This is a genomic window from Sporolactobacillus sp. Y61 (assembly GCF_040529185.1).
Taxonomy (GTDB): Bacteria; Bacillota; Bacilli; order Bacillales; family Sporolactobacillaceae; genus Sporolactobacillus.
Window position 1 is genome coordinate 2,888,332 of sequence record NZ_CP159510.1, and the last position, 18,097, is coordinate 2,906,428.

Consider the following 18,097-nt stretch of genomic DNA (forward strand, 5'->3'; position numbering starts at 1 on the left):
ATAACAGTTTTTCGAACGTTCGGGACCCTGTATTCTTCCTCTCTTTCCGTCATCTTTCAGACATAGGAACATAGGAGCGCTGTGCAGGCCCATTATATTCCGCTCTTGGACGAATCAGCCGGTTATCATTATATTGTTCAAGGATATGAGCCACCCATCCTGACGTTCTGCTGACAGCAAAGATCGGTGTGAACAGATCGTTTTCTATACCAAGTGAGTGATAAAACGTTGCAGAGTAGAAATCCGTATTCGGAAGGAGTCCCTTCTTTTCCTTCATGATTTCTTCAATATGCAGCGACATATCGAACCATTTTTCGTTATCAGTGTTTTGAGTCAGCTCTTCTGCCATTTTTTTAATGATACGCGCTCTTGGATCACCGTTCTTGTAGACTCTGTGGCCGAATCCCATGATCTTTTGTTTTTTAGCCAGAGCATTTTCAATGAAATCTTCAGCTTTTTCCGGAGAACCGATTTTCTCCAGTGTGTTCATGACCTGTTCATTGGCCCCGCCGTGCAGTGGTCCTTTCAGGGCGCCGATCGCTGCCGTGACGCCCGAATAAATATCGGAAAGAGTAGCCACACAGACGCGTGCTGTAAAGGTCGACGCATTCAGTTCGTGATCAGCATGGAGAATCATGGCCGTATCAAATACTCTGGCTTCCGTTTCTGTAGGCACTTTGTTTTTCAGCATATACAGAAAATTCGCTGCTAAATTGAGGTCCGAGCGCGGAGCAACCGGTTCTTTTCCCTCCCGTATCCTTGCGAAGCCAGCAACAATCGTTCCAATCTTTGCCTGAAGGCGGATCGCTTTTTCGGTATTCGCCTTCAAATCCCTTTTGTCAGCATCCGGATCAAATAAACCAAGAGCAGAAACTGCTGTTCTGAGCACCGCCATCGGATGCACATTATGGATGGGCCAGGTTTTGATCTGCTCAAAAATTTCATCAGGGACCTGCGCATTTTCAGCGATTTTCTTTTTAAATGATTTCAGTTGATCGAGGTCAGGTAACTCGCCTTTCCAGAGTAAATAAACCACTTCTTCAAAGGACGAATACTTCGCGAGATCCTGAATACTGTAGCCACGATATGTCAGTACGTCATGGTTAATAGAACTAATTGCGGAAGTCGTTGCGACAACCCCTTCCAGTCCTTTTGTTGCTGTCATTGCAAGAACCCCTCCTTAAAATAATTCAGTTTCCGGGAGCAATTTGTAAGCGCTTAATAAATTGGGACCCAAAAGATCACGATCGTTCAATTTGATTATATCTGTTTGCGTCGATTTTGTGAACAAAAAAGGCCAGGCGAAAATAAATTTCACAACTCTGACACATCAGGTCATGTTCCTGTTATAACTGTTTAACAAGCGACATACCATGTATGGACAAGGTGGGGTGCACCATGAAGGCTGGTGAAAAGTCTATAAAAATATATCTCTCAATAGCTCTCCGTGCTTTGTTCGTTCTGGCACTGGTTGTGCTTATTCTGTTCTTTACGTACCTTACCGTTCGGTTTGCCTTCCCATTTCTGATTGCCTGCCTGCTTTCGCTGCTCCTTAATCCACTGGTCTCATTACTGGAAAAAAAAACAGGCATCCCGAGGGGGCTGTCTGCTTTTGTTGTGTTATTTCTGTTATTTTCGGCAGTTATCGGATTGATGCTCTTTGCTGCTGTATCGCTTATCAAAGGCATTACAGTTCTGTCAAAAACAGTGCCCGGCCACCTTGACGCTTTGATTGGTGATCTGCAGAATCTCTTTTTTTCCCGACTCGTTCCAGCATGGGAACGGGCCGTTCATCTGTTTTCCGGTCTCAGTCCCGGTCAGCAGCAGGCTCTGCGTCTGAATATCGAGAGTATGACCGGTACATTGGTTGACTTTCTGAACGACAGCGCTGGACGACTTGTCATCAGTCTGACCCATTTTATCTCATCTTTACCTGATACGCTGCTGTCCGCGCTGTTTGTTTTTCTTGCCGCTTTTTTCATATCAAAAGATACGGATAAAATCAGGCAGCGTCTGTCTCTGATTTCTCTGCCTGCGATACAGACACCCGCCCTGCAAGTCTGGAAGGATCTGAAACAAACCTGTGCGGGATTTATTCGTGCCCAGTTTATCCTTGTCACCATAACTTTCCTTCTGATTTATTTCGGTCTGTTATGTATTGGGGTCAGTCATCCATTTACCATTGCCGTTATCGCCGGTTCAGTTGACCTGATCCCTTATCTTGGTACCGGAGTGATCTTTATCCCGTGGATCCTGTACCATATGATCATACAGAACTATCCCCTTGCACTTACCCTCTCAGCACTTTATCTGACTGTTGTCATCCAACGGCAGCTTCTTGAACCGAAGATCCTGTCCGCCACCATTGGGATTGACCCCCTGGCTTCTCTTGTGGCCCTTTATTTCGGATTCAGATGGCTGGGTTTCTCAGGACTTGTTATTGGACCTGTGCTGCTTATTGTGGTCAGATCTCTTTATCACTCCGGAGTTCTGAAAGACACCTGGGCCTTTATCATCGGCCGGAAAACCTGAAAAAAAGCAGGCCCTATCTCTTCCTTCTGTAAGACGTAAAAAATGTCAGACTGCCGCGGCTTATCCTGTCCTTTATCCAGGCACTGATCCATCCCACCGCCCTGCTGCGAACGCGGGGAATCAAGATCAGGAGGCCTGCTATATCCGTCAGAAACCCGGGAACAGCCAGTAAAAAGCCGCCAAAAACCAGACAAAGCCCGTCAAGCAGAGCCGCACCCGGCATCACTCGGTTATTCAGATCAAATCTGATTTCCTGAAGAATCGACAGCCCCTGTCTTTTCACTGTCCAGAGGCCGAACAGGGCACTGATGATAAGCAGCAGGAATGTGCTCAGCGGACCGATCAGCCGTCCTATGTAAATCAGCAGGCTGACTTCAGCAAGAACCAGAAGTAAGAGTATGATCAATCCCTTTCTTAACACGTGGACACGTCCTCTCTCGCAGGATTAGTTTAATCCGGACGCTTTCCTGATAAACTGATCCAGTTCAGGGTTTTTCTTTCGCAGTGATACCGGATGCATTCTGGAGTCTGTCCAGCAGTGGCTGCTTGTCCCATCTGCCAGCAGTTTGCCATTGTCTTCTCTTAATATCCGGTACTGGTAAGATAGCTTGATACTGTCATATGCTTTCAGTGAAGTTTCCACAATAACCGCATCGTCAAATGTCGCAGGAGAGTGATAGTGTAATTCGATACCAATAACCGGGATCATCAGCCCGTTTTCTTCGATCTGCTTATATGGGATGCCGGCTTTTCTTATCCAGTCTGTCCGGCCGACTTCAAACCAGTTTACATACTGGCTATGATGTACGATACCCATTTTATCAGTTTCATTATAACGAACAACAATTTTTGTCCTGGAAACTTTCATTCGTCACACTCCTGTCACTTTCATGTCTTTAAAAAAATAAAGAGAAGGTATCTTGTACCTTCTCTTATCATAAAACCAGCACCTGACTGAATCAAACAAATCATTCATCTTTGATACCGTCAGACTGAATTTTTCCTTATGCCTCAGTCAGGCTTTCGCCAATCTGATGAACTCTGAGTACATTTGTTTTGCCTTTTGCAGCAATCGGAAGACCCGCAGTAATGACAACCAGATCACCCTTTTTAACCAGTCCGGTCTTCACACCGCTGTCCGCAGCAATTTCAAACATTTCATCTGTTGATTTTGCCATTTTGCTCAGAATCGGTGTCACACCCCATGTCAGACACATCTTGTGTGCCACACGTTCTGAATTGGTTACGGCAATGATTGGTGCTTTCGGACGATAATGCGCAACGACGCGTGCAGTATAGCCGCTGACGGTCGATGTAATAATAGCGCCGACGTCGAGGGTCAGTGCCGTATGTGCCACAGATTCTCCGATAGCAGCGGTCACCGTTTTGTCACCGGATTCGCTTACCCTGTTCAGGATCGCATGATAATCCAGTCCTGTTTCTGTCTTGGTAGCAATGTTGTTCATCGTTTTAACAGCTTCAATTGGCCATTTACCGGAAGCTGTTTCACCGGACAGCATGATCGCATCCGTCCCATCAAAAATCGCGTTAGCCACGTCACTTGCTTCAGCACGTGTACAGCGAGGATTCCTGATCATGGAGTCGAGCATCTGAGTGGCTGTAATGACCGTCTTGCCTGCCTTATTGCACATTTTAATGAGCCGTTTCTGAACCAGTGGTACATCTTCCGGCGGAATTTCAACGCCAAGGTCACCACGGGCAACCATGATGCCGTCTGATGCTTCAAGGATTTCATCAATGTTATCGACAGCTTCCTGACTTTCGATTTTCGGGAAAATGAAAACATCATCGGCTCCGTGTTCCTTGCACAGTTTACGGATGGCATGAACGTCAGAAGCGTGACGGACAAAGGATGCAGCGATGTAGTCAATGCCTTCGCCGATGCCGAAAACAATGTCATCTGCATCTTTATCGGTCATACCTGGCAGGTTAATGCTTACGTTAGGCACAATAATGCCCTTTTTGCTTTTGAGCACACCGGTATTCATAATTTTGTTATGAATCAGGCCATGCTCCTTATCAATACCTGTAACAACCAGTTCAACCAGTCCGTCATCAATCAGGATACGTGAACCCACTTTCACATCATTGATCAGATCAGCATAAGTGATTGAAAATTTCTCAGCTGTTCCGGCAACCTCGGTTGTTGAAATATCAACTGACTTGCCTTCTTCAAGAAGAACTTCAGGTGTTGCCATATCATGCGTGCGGATTTCCGGCCCCTTTGTGTCCAGCAGAATACCAACGGTTTTTCCGGTGATCTGCATTGCCTTTCTCAAATTGACCACTTTCTGATGATGTTCTGCATGATCTCCGTGAGAGAAGTTGAAACGTGCCACATTCATCCCGGCGTTAATCAGTTCAACCATGCGGTCGACTGAATCACTTGCCGGTCCCAGTGTGCAGACAATTTTGGTTTTTCTCATCAATTATACCCCCAGCTTAAATTACAGAGTTTGTTCAAATAGTCACAAGGCGATACAGCCTATACTCTTATCTTGAACATTCCTCTGTTTTATATGGATAAAATCTTTGCTAACTCATATAATTTTTCATCAAACACATGTTTTTTCGAAAGTAAATCGAGAATATCATGTGCGACAATTTTGTTATTCTGAATAGCAATCATTTTGCCCTTGTCACCCTTCAGAAGCAGTTCTACAGCTTTATGGCCCATACGGCTGGCCAGCACACGGTCGAACGCAGTTGGCGAACCTCCTCTGACAACATGGCCAAGTACCGTAATACGGGTATCCATATTGGCATGATTCTTGATTTCGTCCGCTACATCCATAGCGCTGCCCACACCTTCGGCCAGGACGATAATACTGTGCTTTTTCCCGCGTACCTTCCCGTGATTCAAACGTTTGACGACCGTTTCGATATTTTCCTTGTGTTCCGGCACGAGTATCGTTTCCGCACCGTCAGCAAGTCCGGACCACAACGCAAGGTCACCGCATCCGCGTCCCATCACTTCAATGATGAACTGCCGTTCATGAGAGGTGGCGGTATCACGAATTTTATCGATGGCATCAATGATCGTATTGAGTGCCGTGTCGAAACCCAGTGTAAAATCAGTTTCCGGAATATCGTTGTCAATCGTACCGGGAATACCGATGGTTGGAAAGCCAAGCTGGGTCAGTTTGACGCCGCCCATGAATGAACCGTCGCCGCCTATGACAACCAGGCCCTGAATGCCAAACTTCTTCAGCTGTTCAATAGCAGTGGCACGGCCTTCTTCTGTTTTGAATTCTTCACAGCGGGCTGTATACAGCATGGTTCCGCCACGCTGAACAATATCTCCGACATCGGCTGCTTCAAGTTTCCGGATGTTCCCGGTGATCAGGCCCTTAAAACCATGATAAATACCATAGACCTCCGCGCCCTGGTAGATTCCCGACCGGACAACGGACCGAATGGCAGCGTTCATACCCGGAGCATCGCCTCCGCTGGTCAGAACACCAATTTTCTTGATCACAATAATCACCTCATTCATGAAAATCTGTTTTATTTTGAAGCGGATGAGTAAGAAAAGGCTGAATGATCGGCCGCATGGCCCGTAATGATGCCGTACTCACCAATTGCCCGATATTTATCCATACGCTGCCGGTAAACCTGTCCAGGATCAAGCTGATCAAGTTCGGATAATGTCTCTGACAATGTGTGACCAATACGTTCGGCCTGTTTTTTCGGATCATGTTGAGCGCCGCCTAAAACCTCAGGGATCAGTTTATCAATAATGCCCAGTTTTTTCAAATCCGATCCGGTTATTTTCATTGTTTCGGCTGCTTTCTCAGCCTGACCCGCATCTTTCCAGAGCAGAGCGGCCGCTCCCTCCGGTGAAATAACGGAGTACCAGGAGTTTTCCAGCATCAATATTCTGTTTCCGACTCCAATGGCGAGTGCCCCTCCGCTTGCACCTTCACCAATGACAACACTGATAATGGGGACAGACAGGCCGGACATTTCAAAGAGATTTCTGGCGATGGCTTCGCTCTGTCCGCGTTCTTCAGCAGCTTTCCCCGGAAAGGCACCCTTCGTATCGATAAAGGTAATAATCGGACGGCCGAACCTGTCTGCCTGTTTCATCAGTCGAAGCGCTTTTCGATAGCCCTCCGGATGGGGCATGCCGAAATTTCGCCGGATATTTTCTTTCGTATCGCGTCCGCGCTGCTCTCCGATGATCGTCACCGGGCGGCCACGAAACCTCGCAATGCCGGCAACAATTGCCTCATCGTCACCGTAGAGACGATCTCCATGGCATTCAAGAAAATCGGTGAACAAAAGGGGGATATAATCTAATGTGGTCGGACGTTTCAGGTCCCTGGCAATCTGTACCCTTTCCCATGGAGAAAGGGTGCTGTACGTCTTCTTCTCCAGTTCGGTCAGACGCTTCTGAAGCCGTTCCAGTTCTCCGGACAGATCAATATCCTTCTCATCCATAAATTGCTTGAGTTCTGAGATTTTATCCTTCAATTCAACAATCGGTCTCTCAAATTCCAGTCCTGGTCCCATCTGGCCGCCCTCCTTCCGCATGAATCGATAGTACCGTAAACAGCGTTTTTTTCAGCTTAGCACGAGGAATGACCTGATCCAGCTGCCCGTGTTTCAGTAAAAATTCGGCAGTCTGAAAATCATCCGGAAGCTTTTCACCTATCGTCTGCTCAATAATTCGTCGTCCGGCAAAGCCGATCAGTGCTCCGGGCTCAGCGAAATTGTAATCCCCCAGGGAAGCAAAGCTTGCTGAAACACCACCTGTTGTCGGGTGCGTCATGACGGAGATATACAGGCCTCCATTTTGACTGAACTGCTTCAATGCAGCGCTTGTTTTGGCCATTTGCATCAGGCTTAGCATGCCTTCCTGCATTCGCGCGCCGCCTGACGCAGAGAAAATGATCAACGGCAGATGCTCTCTGTCGGCATATTCAATCACCCTCGTAATTTTTTCGCCGACAACCGAACCCATACTCCCCATACGGAAGCCCTTGTCCATTATGGCAACAGCTGCATCCAGGCCATCTATCTTTCCTTTACCTGTCAGGACAGCTTCATTCAGTCTGGTTTTTTGCCTGTCTTTTTCCAGCTTGTTCATGTAGTCAGGAAATTGAAGCGGATTTTTTGAAATCATCTCCTGATCAAACTCTGTAAAGGATCCTTCGTCAAAAAGCATCTCGGAGCGTTCACGGGCACCAATTGGATAATGATATCCGCATGACTGGCAGACGAACAGATGCTTCTTCAGTTCCTTGACATACATAATTTTCCTGCATTTCGGGCATTTCATCACAATGCCTTCGGGAACCTGCACTTCCTGCCTGACTCGTGAAGAAGGAACCGTTGCATACTTTTTCTTTTTAACAAAAAAATCCTTTATCAAGTATATCACCCTCACTCTTTATCAAAGCCTATATTCAAATATAAAGGCGAACAATTCAATATTTATTCACTTATTTTTCATTGAATCGTTGATTATATGAAACTTTTTTCAAATCTGATCAGGTTCAGCTCAAACCTTACCATTATAACAGAGCGGCGCACAGATGATAAAGTAAGATGTCAATCAGTGGGTGCTTCATCTTTGCTGATTGTTCGTTAAATCCATCGGGCTGCAGCGGGCAGTTATCCCCTGAGGCAGGCCGGCCCGTTCATGCAGGATAAATAACGGGTGAAGTGAAGCAGAAGATTTCCGACTTTACCTTGAGATATGGCATATTTCATTTTGCCCGGGAAAAAATTCTGCTGGATTTAATCATAACATTTTTCGGTCCGATTAGCTTTCGGATTGTTTCTAATCCCGCCTGTTCAAGGGAAACCGCATATTCGGGTGCAAGCGCCAGCGTTTTTCCTTTGTTTTCATAATGAAGGATGATTCTGTGGGATCCTCTGTTCTTCCGGATAATCTCTTTAAGGCCCCTGAGTATATCCGGCCGATAATGTGCCTGATCAATGTTCAGCAATAAGATCTTCTGATACCGGGAAAGATAGTCTTTCAACGCTACAGCACGGGTAATGTTCAGCTGACCGGCTCCTCCTCTTCCTTCAGAGTATTTTACTTCAACGATCACTAACCGATCGCTTTGCAGGATTGGTCGCAGCTTTTCATAATACGATGAAAAGCAGACAGCATCCATTCGCCGGGTTTCGTCACTAAGGGTTAAAAAGGCCATGGGCCGACCGGTTCGGGTTCGGATGATCTTCATATCCTGAATCAGAGCAGCCAGTACGCAGCGTGTGCCGGTGGGTTCATCCGCCGCCTGTCCGATTGTTGTCAATCCGTACAGTCGATCGCGGAACCGCTCCAGAGGATGCCCGGACAAATAAAAGCCAAGCGCTTCCTTTTCATAATGGAGCTTTTCCTGTCCGGTCAGAGGGGGTACCTCCGTATAGTCTTCACCTGAAGAATCCGAAAATTCAAGTGCGGTCTGACCCGTTGCACTTTTCTGTTCATCTTCACCTGCCTGTATGGCACGGTCAAGCGTTGCCAGCAGAACAGCACGGTCCGTACCAAATTCATCCAGTGCCCCGGAGAAGATCAGGTATTCCAGACTTTTTCTATTGACTTTCCGCAGTGAAATGCGGCGGCAAAGATCGAACAGGTTCCTGTAGGGACCGGATGCTTCGCGTTCCCCGACGATTTCCCTGATTGCCCCGACACCGAGGTTTTTTATAGATGAGAGACCAAAACGGATGCCCTGACCTGATGGTTCAAAACTCATCAGGCTCTTATTAACAGATGGCGGAAATAAAGGGAGGCCTGCTTTTCTCATTTCATTCACTGCTGTTGTCAGCTTTTCTGCATTACCGGCAACACTGGTCAAATGCGCGGCCATAAACACTTCCGGATCATGCGCCTTAAGATAGGCCAGACGATAAGAAATCATTCCATAGGCAACCGCGTGCGCGCGATTGAAACCGTAATCGGCAAAACGGACGATCAGATCAAACACCTGCTCAGCTGTTGCTCTTTCATAGCCCTTCTTCAGGCATCCGGATATAAAGTCGTTTTTCTGATTCTCAAGCAAATCACGTTTCTTTTTCCCTACCGCCCGACGCAGAATGTCCGCCTGTCCAAGGGAATACCCGGCCATCTGTACGGCAATCTGCATGATTTGCTCCTGATAAACCAGCACGCCCCAGGTCGGGCGAAGAATTGGAGCCAGATCAGGATGCGGATAACGGATCTCTTCCATGCCATGTTTTCTTCTGATATAGCGATCTATAAACTGCACAGGACCGGGGCGATACAGAGCATTAACGGCAACAATATCTTCAAATTCAGTGGGTCTGAGCTTTCTCAGGACCTGGCGCATCCCGTCTGATTCCAGCTGGAACACGCCGGTGGTATCCCCGCGTCCGAGCATCCTGAAGGTTTCTGTATCATTTGCAGGGATATCCTCAGGTGTCAGCTGAGTGCCTCTTTTCTTTGAGACCCGCCGGATCACTTCCCGCATAAAAGTCAGATTGCGCAATCCGAGGAAATCCATTTTCAGCAGCCCCAGCGGCTCAAGAACCTCCATAGGATATTGCGTTACCGGGATCCCTCCGTGCCCCCTCTGGAGTGGAACCAGCTCTGTCAGAGGCCGGTCGCTGAGGACAACGCCGGCCGCATGAATCGAGGAATGGCGTGGCAGACCTTCTATCTGTCTCGCAAGGGTAAAAATAGAAGAAGCTTCCGGAGATTCCCTGAGCAGGCGTCGCAGTTTTGCCGACTCATTAAATGCTTTCTCAAGAGTCATTTTCGGCGCCGAAGGAATCAGACGCGCCAGACGATCGGCGATCCGCTGATCCCCTCCCATCACTCTTCCGGTGTCGCGGATCGCTGCTTTGGCAGCCAGGGTCCCAAAGGTAATAATCTGCGCCACGTGCTCTTTTCCATATTTTTCATAGGCATAGTCAATCATCTTATCCCTGTCCACATCGGGGAAATCCATATCGATATCCGGCATGTTGATCCGTTCAGGATTCAAGAAACGCTCAAAAAGCAGGTGATATTTGATTGGATCGACTTCCGTTATTTTCAGCAGAAACGCAACCAGTGATCCGGCTGCGGAGCCACGACCCGGTCCCGGCATAAATCCGGACACCCTTGCATGATTCACCAGGTCGGCAACAATCAGAAAATAATCACTGAACCCCATTCGAACGATTACGCTCAGTTCTTTGTCCAGTCGCTTCCTGATTTCCAGGGTAACCGGTGCGCTGTATTTATTCAGCGCCTGTTCGCACAAACTGCGGAGATATTCATCTGAACTGAGACCTCCTGGTACGGGGAACCTTGGAACCCGAACCTGTCCAAACGAAAAATCCACCTGGCATGCTGCTGCAATCAAACCGCTGTTTTTAAGCGCTTCAGGTAAATCAGAAAAACGGCGTTCCATTTCTTCTGCAGACAGGTAACTTTTCCCAGGACCGCTTTCGGGCGCATATTCCGTCAGAACAGTCCCTTTATCGATACACCTCAGACAGGCATAAGCCCGTTCATCTTTCGGATCAAGATAGCGAATATCACTTGCGGCTACTAATGGAATATGAAGTGAACGGCCCAGATCAGTCAACGTGCCTTCATATGGATACGCTCTGCAGCACTCAAGATAAAACCGCCCGTTGAATATTTGCTTAAGTTCTCGTGATAATTTTTCAGCTGCGGGCACATTTCCTGCGGCAAGCAGTCGGTCGATGTCACCATCCGGCCCCCCTGACAGAGCGATAAGCCCTTCCGCATACTTCGCTACTGTTCTTAAGTCAAGCCGGCCCTCTTTATTGAACTGAACCAGCGTGGACAGCTTAACAAGATGCACATAGCCCGCATGATTTTTTGCAAGAAGGACCAGAATTCCCGGATTACTGTCCCGGTCAGGATGCAGCCTATCCCGATCATCAGTACGGATGCTTAACTCCATACCGATAACGGGATGGATGCCCGCATCTTTACAGGCATGATAAAAAGGAACGGCTCCGTACAGAACATTTCTGTCCGTCAGTGCAAGTGCAGTCTGACCTTCTGATTTTGCACGTTCAGCAAGTTGAGTCACTGTACATGTGCCGGCGAGCAGGCTGTACGCACTGTGAACATGAAGATGTACAAATGTCATATGACCGCTGCTCCTTTACTGGTTAATCTCTTCAAATAATTATAATATAAGCTGTATCGATTGAAAAATGGTATAACGTGCAGGCAAGTCCCATAGATTGTATTGGACGGTTACTCGGGGGGCACCTGTCAATGCAGACCTTTTTTTCAAATGCAATCATGAATTACAGTATCGCATTCGGCGTGATCATCGGCGGATGTATTGTCGGCGGGATCAGTGCCAGTATCATTGGCCGCCCGCCATTTTCAGAAATGGAACGGCTGGCCTCAACAATGAAGATATGGGCCGTTGTTACAGCCATCGGAGGGACCTTTGACACCATCGAAAATCTGGAACGCGGTTTTCTGAGCGGCAGTCTGGTGGAAGTGCTGAAACAGATTCTTCTGATTGGCGCCGCCATGGCCGGTGCGCATATGGCGGGAATGACGGTACACCTGCTGACAAGGGTCGACTAATGAGCCGTACACCTATAAAAGAGGGACAGCGGAAATTTATCGCCGGCTGTATCATTGGTATGCTGGCTGGTTTTGCCGCTTTTCTGTTTTTTTACGGAGAGACGCAGGAAAAACAAATCAACAAAATCCGCGAACTTCAGGCCGGGATCCATCTGCTGGAAGAGCAAAAGAAAGCGCTGATCGACGCTGAAGAGCGAAAAAATACGGAACTGGAAAAGAAACTGACCGTTCAGGAAATTCGCATTTCGATTTCGGGCCGGAAACCTGACAAGGCGACACGAACGGAACTGGAACACCAGGTCGCTGAGGAACTGCATTCGCTGATTAATCAAAGTATTGCTTCTGTTGCAGACAACAGAGAACTGATCGTTAAAGCAATCGAAAAAAAGCCGTTTACCTTTGCTGATATTGTCTATCATTTTCATGTCCGGCACATCGTGATCTACTCTTCCCTGTCGATAGAGATTGACATCTCAGGCAGTGAGGATAAAAGCCGGTGAATTCTGCCATAACCATAAGCGCCGCGAAACGCATTTTCCCTTGCGTCTCACGGCGTTTTTACAATCATTTCCAGGATCGGCACAGCTCTTTAAGTCCCTCTATCAGCTGATCGGCTTCTCCCCAGCTGTAAACAGTCGCTCCAGAGGCCAGCGGGTGACCCCCGCCATTAAAATTTGCCGCCAGTTCGTTAATCACTGGTCCTTTGGAACGGATCCGGGCCCGGATCTGTCCGTCTTCTTCCGAAAACAGCACCCATGCCTTGATGCCTTCCACATTTGCAAAACTGTTGACAAGCGATGAGGCATCAGAAGATTCAAGATGGTAGGAATGAACCAGTTCCAGCGGCAGCTTGATGAAACCGACTCCCTCGTCTGTCAGTGTGAAGTGCTGCAGAACATAACCGTTTAAGCGGACCACATCCAGCTTTCTTATATAGAGCTGATCAAAAAAGGCCTGTCGGTCAAAAGGATGCCGGACCAGTTCGGCTGCTGCAAGAAACGTCTGCTCTGTCACATTGCTAAACTGAAACCTGCCTGTATCGCCGACGATACCGGCGAACAGCAGCCGTGCCGCTTCGTCAGTCAATACCAGTTCTCTGTGCTTCCTTACTATAGAGGTGATCATCTCACTTGTTGAACTGGCGGACGGATCCACCCATTCGGGGTCCCCGTAAGAATCCACAATGGGATGATGATCAATCTTTATCAGGTGTGCGCCCCTGTCAAACCGTTGATCTGAAACCCGTTCACGGTTGGCTGTATCACAGACAATTACCAATGCTCCATCATAAACGTCATCTGCAATTTGATCCATCGAGCGCAGAAAACGAAGAGAATCCGCTTCCTCACCGACCGTATAAACCTTCTTATCCGGAAAATTATCCCGGATCAGGCAGGCAAGTCCACCCTGGGAACCCATGGCGTCCGGATCCGGTCGGACGTGGCGGTGAATAATAATGGTCTCATACTTTCTAATGTACTCCAATATTTTCTCTATCACATGAAGTCCTCCAGCTGATATTCGTTGTGCCGGTCAGAAACGATCAATGAACTGAGCCGTGATCAGAGCTTTACCGCAAATCTGCCCTTCGACAAACAATTCAACATCCAGTTTACCGTTTCTTCGTGTCATCTCAAGAATTTTCGGGAAAACGCTGACTGTCTGATCAATCTGCACCGGTTTAAAAAAGTAAAATGAAAAATTGTCAATGACCAGATCACCTTTTTTCAAATGATTGAGAACCCGTCTGCCGGCGGTAGCGACCATGGAGGTCATAATCCCGTAAGACAGGAACCCGAGATAGTCGGTCATCTGCGGTGTGACATCGAACTGAAAGGCATAATGTCTGTCATCAGACTGATCTGACAGACTGGCAGAGATCAGATCTTCAATTGTCTCTCCCATCTGCGGCTGCTGCTGAACCATCTGTAAGGCTTTAAGGACGTCGCGCCGGGTAATGATGCCCAAAAGATGCTGCGTCCTGTCAGTAACCGGAAGACATTCAATTCCTTCCCAGATCATGCGGTGTGCTGCTGCTGCAACAGATGTTGACGGATTGACGGTATGCGGATGAGCAGTCATCAGATCACTGATAACATGCGCTTCCGGGTGCCCCATCACATCCTTCATGGTGACAATTCCTGTAACCTGCATCTTTTCATCAACAACCGGAAATCGGCTGTGAGAAGTCATGCTGTTCAGCTCCGTCCATTTTTCGGGCCGGTCGCTTTCGAGAAGAAACTGTGTATCCGACAGAGGAATCAAAATATCAGAAACGTGGGCAATTTCTTTCTTTATCAACTGATCATATATTGCCCGGTTGATTTTTGCTGCAACCGTAAAGGTATCATAGGAAGTTGAAATTACCGGCATACCGGTTTGATCTGCCAGTCGCCTGACCTCGTCACTTGTACCGAAGCCCCCGGTCACCATCACGGCTGCACCTTCCCGAAGAGCGTAGCGGTGAACAGATTCCCGGTTGCCGACAATCATCAGATCGTTCGCACCAATGTAGCGCTTGATCGCATCCAGTTCCATCGCCCCGATAACGAAGTGGTGCAGTGTCTTTGACAGGCCTTCCCGTCCGCCAAGAACCACACCATCAACAATTTTAACAATGGAATCGAATGTCAGTTTCTCAATGCTCTGTTTACTTTTTTTCTCAATACGGATCGTACCGACACGTTCTACAGTAGAGACAAAACCCTGATTTTCAGCATCTTTGATCGCACGGTATGCGGTTCCCTCACTGACGCCCAGATCGCGGGCCGTCTGTCTGACAGATATTTTACTGCCGATTTCAAGTTTCTCAATATATTTCATAATCAGTTCATGTTTGGTTTCGATTGTCCTCACCCGTCTTTCCCGGAAGCCCGTTCATGCATTAAAGTGTTATGGACTCTCCCGGTCTGAGAAGGCGTCCGCGCGTCCCCAGTCGATCCACAAAGCGCCTGGCGTCCTGCCGGATTACAGGGAAGGTATCATAATGAATAGGAATGACGGTCTTCGCCTTCAGCCAGTCTGCGGCGATCAGTGCATCATCAGGACCCATTGTGAAATTGTCTCCAATCGGCAGAAAGGCCAGGTCGATATTATTTTGTTCGCCGATCAGTTTCATATCCGTAAAAAGTCCCGTGTCTCCCGCATGATAAATGGTTTTTCCATCAATATAAAGAAGCAGTCCGGCCGGCATGCCCGTATAGACGATACGGTTGCCAGGCTCTGTTATGCTGGATCCGTGAAAAGCCTGGGTCAGCTTGACACGTCCAAAGGGGAACGTATAGCTTCCGCCAATCGACATGCCATGTGTTTTCAAACCTTTCCAGCCATAATAAGTTGCAAGTTCCGCTATGCCGATGATAAGGGATCCATCCCTTTCAGCAATAGGCAGTGTATCAGCCGTATGATCCCCATGTCCGTGGGTCAGCAGAATGTAATCAATTTCAGGCAAATCGTCCAGTGTCACAGAGGCCAGGCTGTTTCCAGTGATAAAAGGATCGATCACGAGATTACCGTTCGACGTTTCAATAAGTACGGTCGAATGGCCGATAAATGTGAGTTGCATCCGAGTACCCCCTCATCTGTTGAAACAATTTGATCATCTCATATATACCTGTTATTTATTATACACTACCTATTCTTAAAATCAGAGGAAAGGTGCTGTTTTCATGTTTTTTGCAGAAAAACGGATGTTCTCCCTGTTATCTCAAACTGATTGTGATAAATTAAAGGGTAACAAGATGATACTGGAGTGACTCATGTGACAAACAAAATCAGAAAGATTGAAGACTGGCTGAAAAGCCATAACGGACGATTCGCTTATATCGCTGAACCATCCAATGTTTATTATCTCACACATTTTAAGTGTGATCCGCATGAACGTTTTCTTGGCCTTTTTGTCTTCCCCGACGCGGAACCCTTTCTGATCTGCCCGGCACTGGAAGAAGGGCAGGCTAAATCGTCCGCTTTCGGCCATGAAGTGATCGGTTACCGGGATGATCAGGATCCCTGGACATTCGTCTCCAAAGCGATTCATTCCCGAAAAGCCGGATCCGGCAAGGTCTATATCGAGCCGAGAACCCTTCCTTATAAAAAAGCCGAAGCGGTCCAGTCCCTTTTTGATGCATCCTTTGGATCTATTGAGGGCTTTCTGGCTTCGATGCGCAGGATAAAATCCCCGGCGGAACTTGCGGCAATGAAGAAAGCCGGTGAGATTGCCGATTATGCCGTTAAACTCGGCGTTAACGCAATTAAAAAAGGACGGACCGAAACAGCCATTATTTCTGACATCGAATACGAACTGGCAAAACAGGGCTATTCAGAAATGGCATTTGATACCATGGTTCTCACCGGTGAAAACACTGCAAAGCCCCACGGTTATCCCGGAAACCGGCAAATCAAAGAAGGCGATATGGTCCTGTTCGATCTGGGCGTAGTGATAGATGGATACTGCTCGGATATAACCCGAACGGTCGGATATAAGTATGTATCTGATGAGCAGCGTAAAATTTACAATACGACCCTGCAGGCAAACCTTGCCGCGATCCAGGCGGCTCATGCCGGAATGAGAATCGGCGACCTCGACGGAGTAGCCCGGAAGGTGATCTCTGATGCAGGTTATGGTGCCTATTTCACACACCGCATCGGTCACGGACTTGGCCTTGGCGAGCATGAAGAACCTTCGATGAGCGCAGATAATGACAATCTTCTGGAAACAGGCATGGTATTCACCGTCGAACCGGGAATTTATGTCCCCGGTGTGGCCGGCGTGCGCATTGAAGATGATGTGTACATGAGTGAAAACGGTCCGGAGACCCTGACCCACTATCCAAAAGAGCTGCAGATTATCGAATAATCCCCTGTGAAAAGCATAAATACCCCGTATGATTCGACCCTAGTCGCTGTCATACGGGGTTTTCTATGTATTTTAAAAGAACCTGTCTGTGCCAGGTTTTCCTATATTTCAAAGAAAGTACAGAACCCTTACGGAAAAAACGGCAGAAAAACGAAGCCTTTGGTGCTGCTGCGACCCGGCCGTGATCCGGATTCTCCTCAATGACCCTCAGTTTCATGCACAGGTGTCCGTCTTTCCCTGCGTTCCGCTTCATCTTCAGCATATCTTCGTGCATAAAAGTTGAAAAAGAAACCGAGGTTCCCTTTATACCCGGGCTGCCAGGGCTTCTGCCCGCCACAATAATGGATAAAAACAGTATGTGCTTTAATCCATTTGGGATTAGCCTGATCTTTGTTCGTCGGAAAAATTCGAGTCAGATTATAATAGCGGGCATCGTAATTATAGTACATACCGGGAATCGAAATGATTTTGTCCCAGTAAAGGGCATTAAAAATATCCTGATCCGGCAGAAGCAGATGCTTGTGTTTCCCCGTAAACTGCATAATTTTCTTTAATGAATTGCTTTTTCTCAGTGCTTTGATATTCATCATCAGGACACCGGTGTTAAAATACCCTTTTGCCTTTGGTGTTTTCAGGCGCATTTTATTGAACGGACCGGCCATTCTGGCAGAATAGGCATGTTCACAGGCCATAAAAAATGCGTTCCCGAAAGGTTTCCTGTACAGATCAAATACAGGATTCAGGTTAATGATATCCGGATCCAGATAAAGAATTCGATCCACTGATTCGGGAAGATAACGAAAAGCAATCAGCCTGTAATACATTTCTGATGAAAAGTGCCTGTAAACCAACGCATCATCAAATAGTCCGGGATGAATAAAAACGGGCACCAGCCGGTGGCCTTCACCGGATACAAATTCCTGTATATCTTTAATTTCATTTTCATTCAATTTGGAATACATCATGTATACCGTGATGGTACAGCCGCGATTATTCATAAACAGTGACTTCAGCATCACCTTCAACGGATACAGATAATTCGCGTTTAGTGCGACAAGTATATTCAATCAGCAACACCTCTGCTTTCCACAAATAATAGAGCTGACCGGATTAAATGGAGGGCAGAGGAATGTATGTGACAG

At 47.4% G+C, this 18,097-nt stretch carries 15 protein-coding genes and 1 pseudogene; 4 read left to right on the forward strand and 12 right to left on the reverse strand.

All coding sequences use genetic code 11. The annotated features are described in order from the left end of the window. Positions 1 to 49 precede the first annotated feature (49 nt). The gene (citZ, locus tag ABNN70_RS13850) at positions 50 to 1,165 is read right to left on the reverse strand and encodes a citrate synthase (RefSeq protein WP_129928134.1); all 1,116 of its coding nucleotides are present in this window, start codon (positions 1,163 to 1,165) and stop codon (positions 50 to 52) included. Positions 1,166 to 1,398: 233 nt separating this feature from the next. Here citZ and ytvI point away from each other — a divergent pair, with 233 nt between their 5' ends. After that, positions 1,399 to 2,532, forward strand: a complete 1,134-nt coding sequence (ytvI, locus tag ABNN70_RS13855) for a sporulation integral membrane protein YtvI (protein ID WP_353948122.1) — start codon at positions 1,399 to 1,401, stop codon at positions 2,530 to 2,532. 13 nt (positions 2,533 to 2,545) lie between these two features. Here ytvI and ABNN70_RS13860 read toward each other — a convergent pair whose 3' ends face one another. The 7 genes and pseudogenes from ABNN70_RS13860 to dnaE all read right to left on the reverse strand — a co-directional run bounded on the left by ABNN70_RS13860 (position 2,546) and on the right by dnaE (position 11,645). Beyond that, on the reverse strand, positions 2,546 to 2,953 hold the full coding sequence (locus tag ABNN70_RS13860) for an FxsA family protein (protein ID WP_353948123.1): 408 nt from the start codon (positions 2,951 to 2,953) through the stop codon (positions 2,546 to 2,548). A gap of 24 nt (positions 2,954 to 2,977) precedes the next feature. Next, complete coding sequence (locus ABNN70_RS13865) at positions 2,978 to 3,400, reverse strand: thioesterase family protein (RefSeq protein WP_129928128.1); 423 nt, start codon at positions 3,398 to 3,400, stop codon at positions 2,978 to 2,980. 148 nt (positions 3,401 to 3,548) lie between these two features. After that, positions 3,549 to 4,979, reverse strand: a pseudogene (gene pyk, locus ABNN70_RS13870) (pyruvate kinase); the annotation flags it as partial. An 89-nt stretch (positions 4,980 to 5,068) separates the two neighbouring features. Then, complete coding sequence (gene pfkA, locus ABNN70_RS13875; protein WP_129928318.1) at positions 5,069 to 6,028, reverse strand: 6-phosphofructokinase; 960 nt, start codon at positions 6,026 to 6,028, stop codon at positions 5,069 to 5,071. Positions 6,029 to 6,060: 32 nt separating this feature from the next. Beyond that, complete coding sequence (locus ABNN70_RS13880) at positions 6,061 to 7,068, reverse strand: acetyl-CoA carboxylase carboxyltransferase subunit alpha (RefSeq protein ID WP_129928125.1); 1,008 nt, start codon at positions 7,066 to 7,068, stop codon at positions 6,061 to 6,063. Continuing rightward, on the reverse strand, positions 7,046 to 7,930 hold the full coding sequence (gene accD, locus ABNN70_RS13885; RefSeq protein ID WP_129928124.1) for an acetyl-CoA carboxylase, carboxyltransferase subunit beta: 885 nt from the start codon (positions 7,928 to 7,930) through the stop codon (positions 7,046 to 7,048). Before accD ends, ABNN70_RS13880 begins: the two co-directional genes overlap by 23 nt. Before the next feature lie 337 nt (positions 7,931 to 8,267). After that, positions 8,268 to 11,645 (reverse strand): DNA polymerase III subunit alpha, encoded by a 3,378-nt coding sequence (gene dnaE / locus ABNN70_RS13890; RefSeq protein WP_353948124.1) that lies wholly within the window; start codon positions 11,643 to 11,645, stop codon positions 8,268 to 8,270. Positions 11,646 to 11,776: 131 nt separating this feature from the next. Between dnaE and ABNN70_RS13895 the strand changes: the two genes are divergently transcribed. Continuing rightward, positions 11,777 to 12,100 (forward strand): YtrH family sporulation protein, encoded by a 324-nt coding sequence (locus ABNN70_RS13895; protein WP_129928122.1) that lies wholly within the window; start codon positions 11,777 to 11,779, stop codon positions 12,098 to 12,100. Further along, positions 12,100 to 12,600 carry a sporulation membrane protein YtrI gene (ytrI, locus tag ABNN70_RS13900; protein ID WP_129928121.1) on the forward strand — a complete coding sequence of 167 codons (501 nt, stop codon included), beginning with the start codon at positions 12,100 to 12,102 and terminating at the stop codon, positions 12,598 to 12,600. Before ABNN70_RS13895 ends, ytrI begins: the two co-directional genes overlap by 1 nt. 64 nt (positions 12,601 to 12,664) lie before the next feature. Here ytrI and ABNN70_RS13905 read toward each other — a convergent pair whose 3' ends face one another. From ABNN70_RS13905 to ABNN70_RS13915, 3 genes are read right to left on the reverse strand one after another with little or no spacing between them, the layout of a single operon-like run. Further along, complete coding sequence (locus ABNN70_RS13905) at positions 12,665 to 13,600, reverse strand: bifunctional oligoribonuclease/PAP phosphatase NrnA (protein ID WP_353948125.1); 936 nt, start codon at positions 13,598 to 13,600, stop codon at positions 12,665 to 12,667. Between the two features lie 33 nt (positions 13,601 to 13,633). Next, positions 13,634 to 14,947, reverse strand: a complete 1,314-nt coding sequence (locus ABNN70_RS13910; RefSeq protein ID WP_206184259.1) for a DRTGG domain-containing protein — start codon at positions 14,945 to 14,947, stop codon at positions 13,634 to 13,636. Positions 14,948 to 14,984: 37 nt separating this feature from the next. Then, positions 14,985 to 15,665 carry a metal-dependent hydrolase gene (locus ABNN70_RS13915; RefSeq protein WP_353948126.1) on the reverse strand — a complete coding sequence of 227 codons (681 nt, stop codon included), beginning with the start codon at positions 15,663 to 15,665 and terminating at the stop codon, positions 14,985 to 14,987. 195 nt (positions 15,666 to 15,860) lie between these two features. On the opposite strand from ABNN70_RS13915, the gene ABNN70_RS13920 reads away from it, so the two are divergent. Then, positions 15,861 to 16,955, forward strand: coding sequence for a Xaa-Pro peptidase family protein (locus tag ABNN70_RS13920; RefSeq protein WP_129928118.1), 1,095 nt, complete (start codon positions 15,861 to 15,863; stop codon positions 16,953 to 16,955). Positions 16,956 to 17,152: 197 nt separating this feature from the next. On the opposite strand, the gene ABNN70_RS13925 is transcribed toward ABNN70_RS13920, so the two are convergent. Next, entirely contained in the window at positions 17,153 to 18,022 is an 870-nt protein-coding gene (locus ABNN70_RS13925; protein ID WP_353948127.1) for a glycosyltransferase family 8 protein, read from the reverse strand. Positions 18,023 to 18,097: the final 75 nt, after the last annotated feature.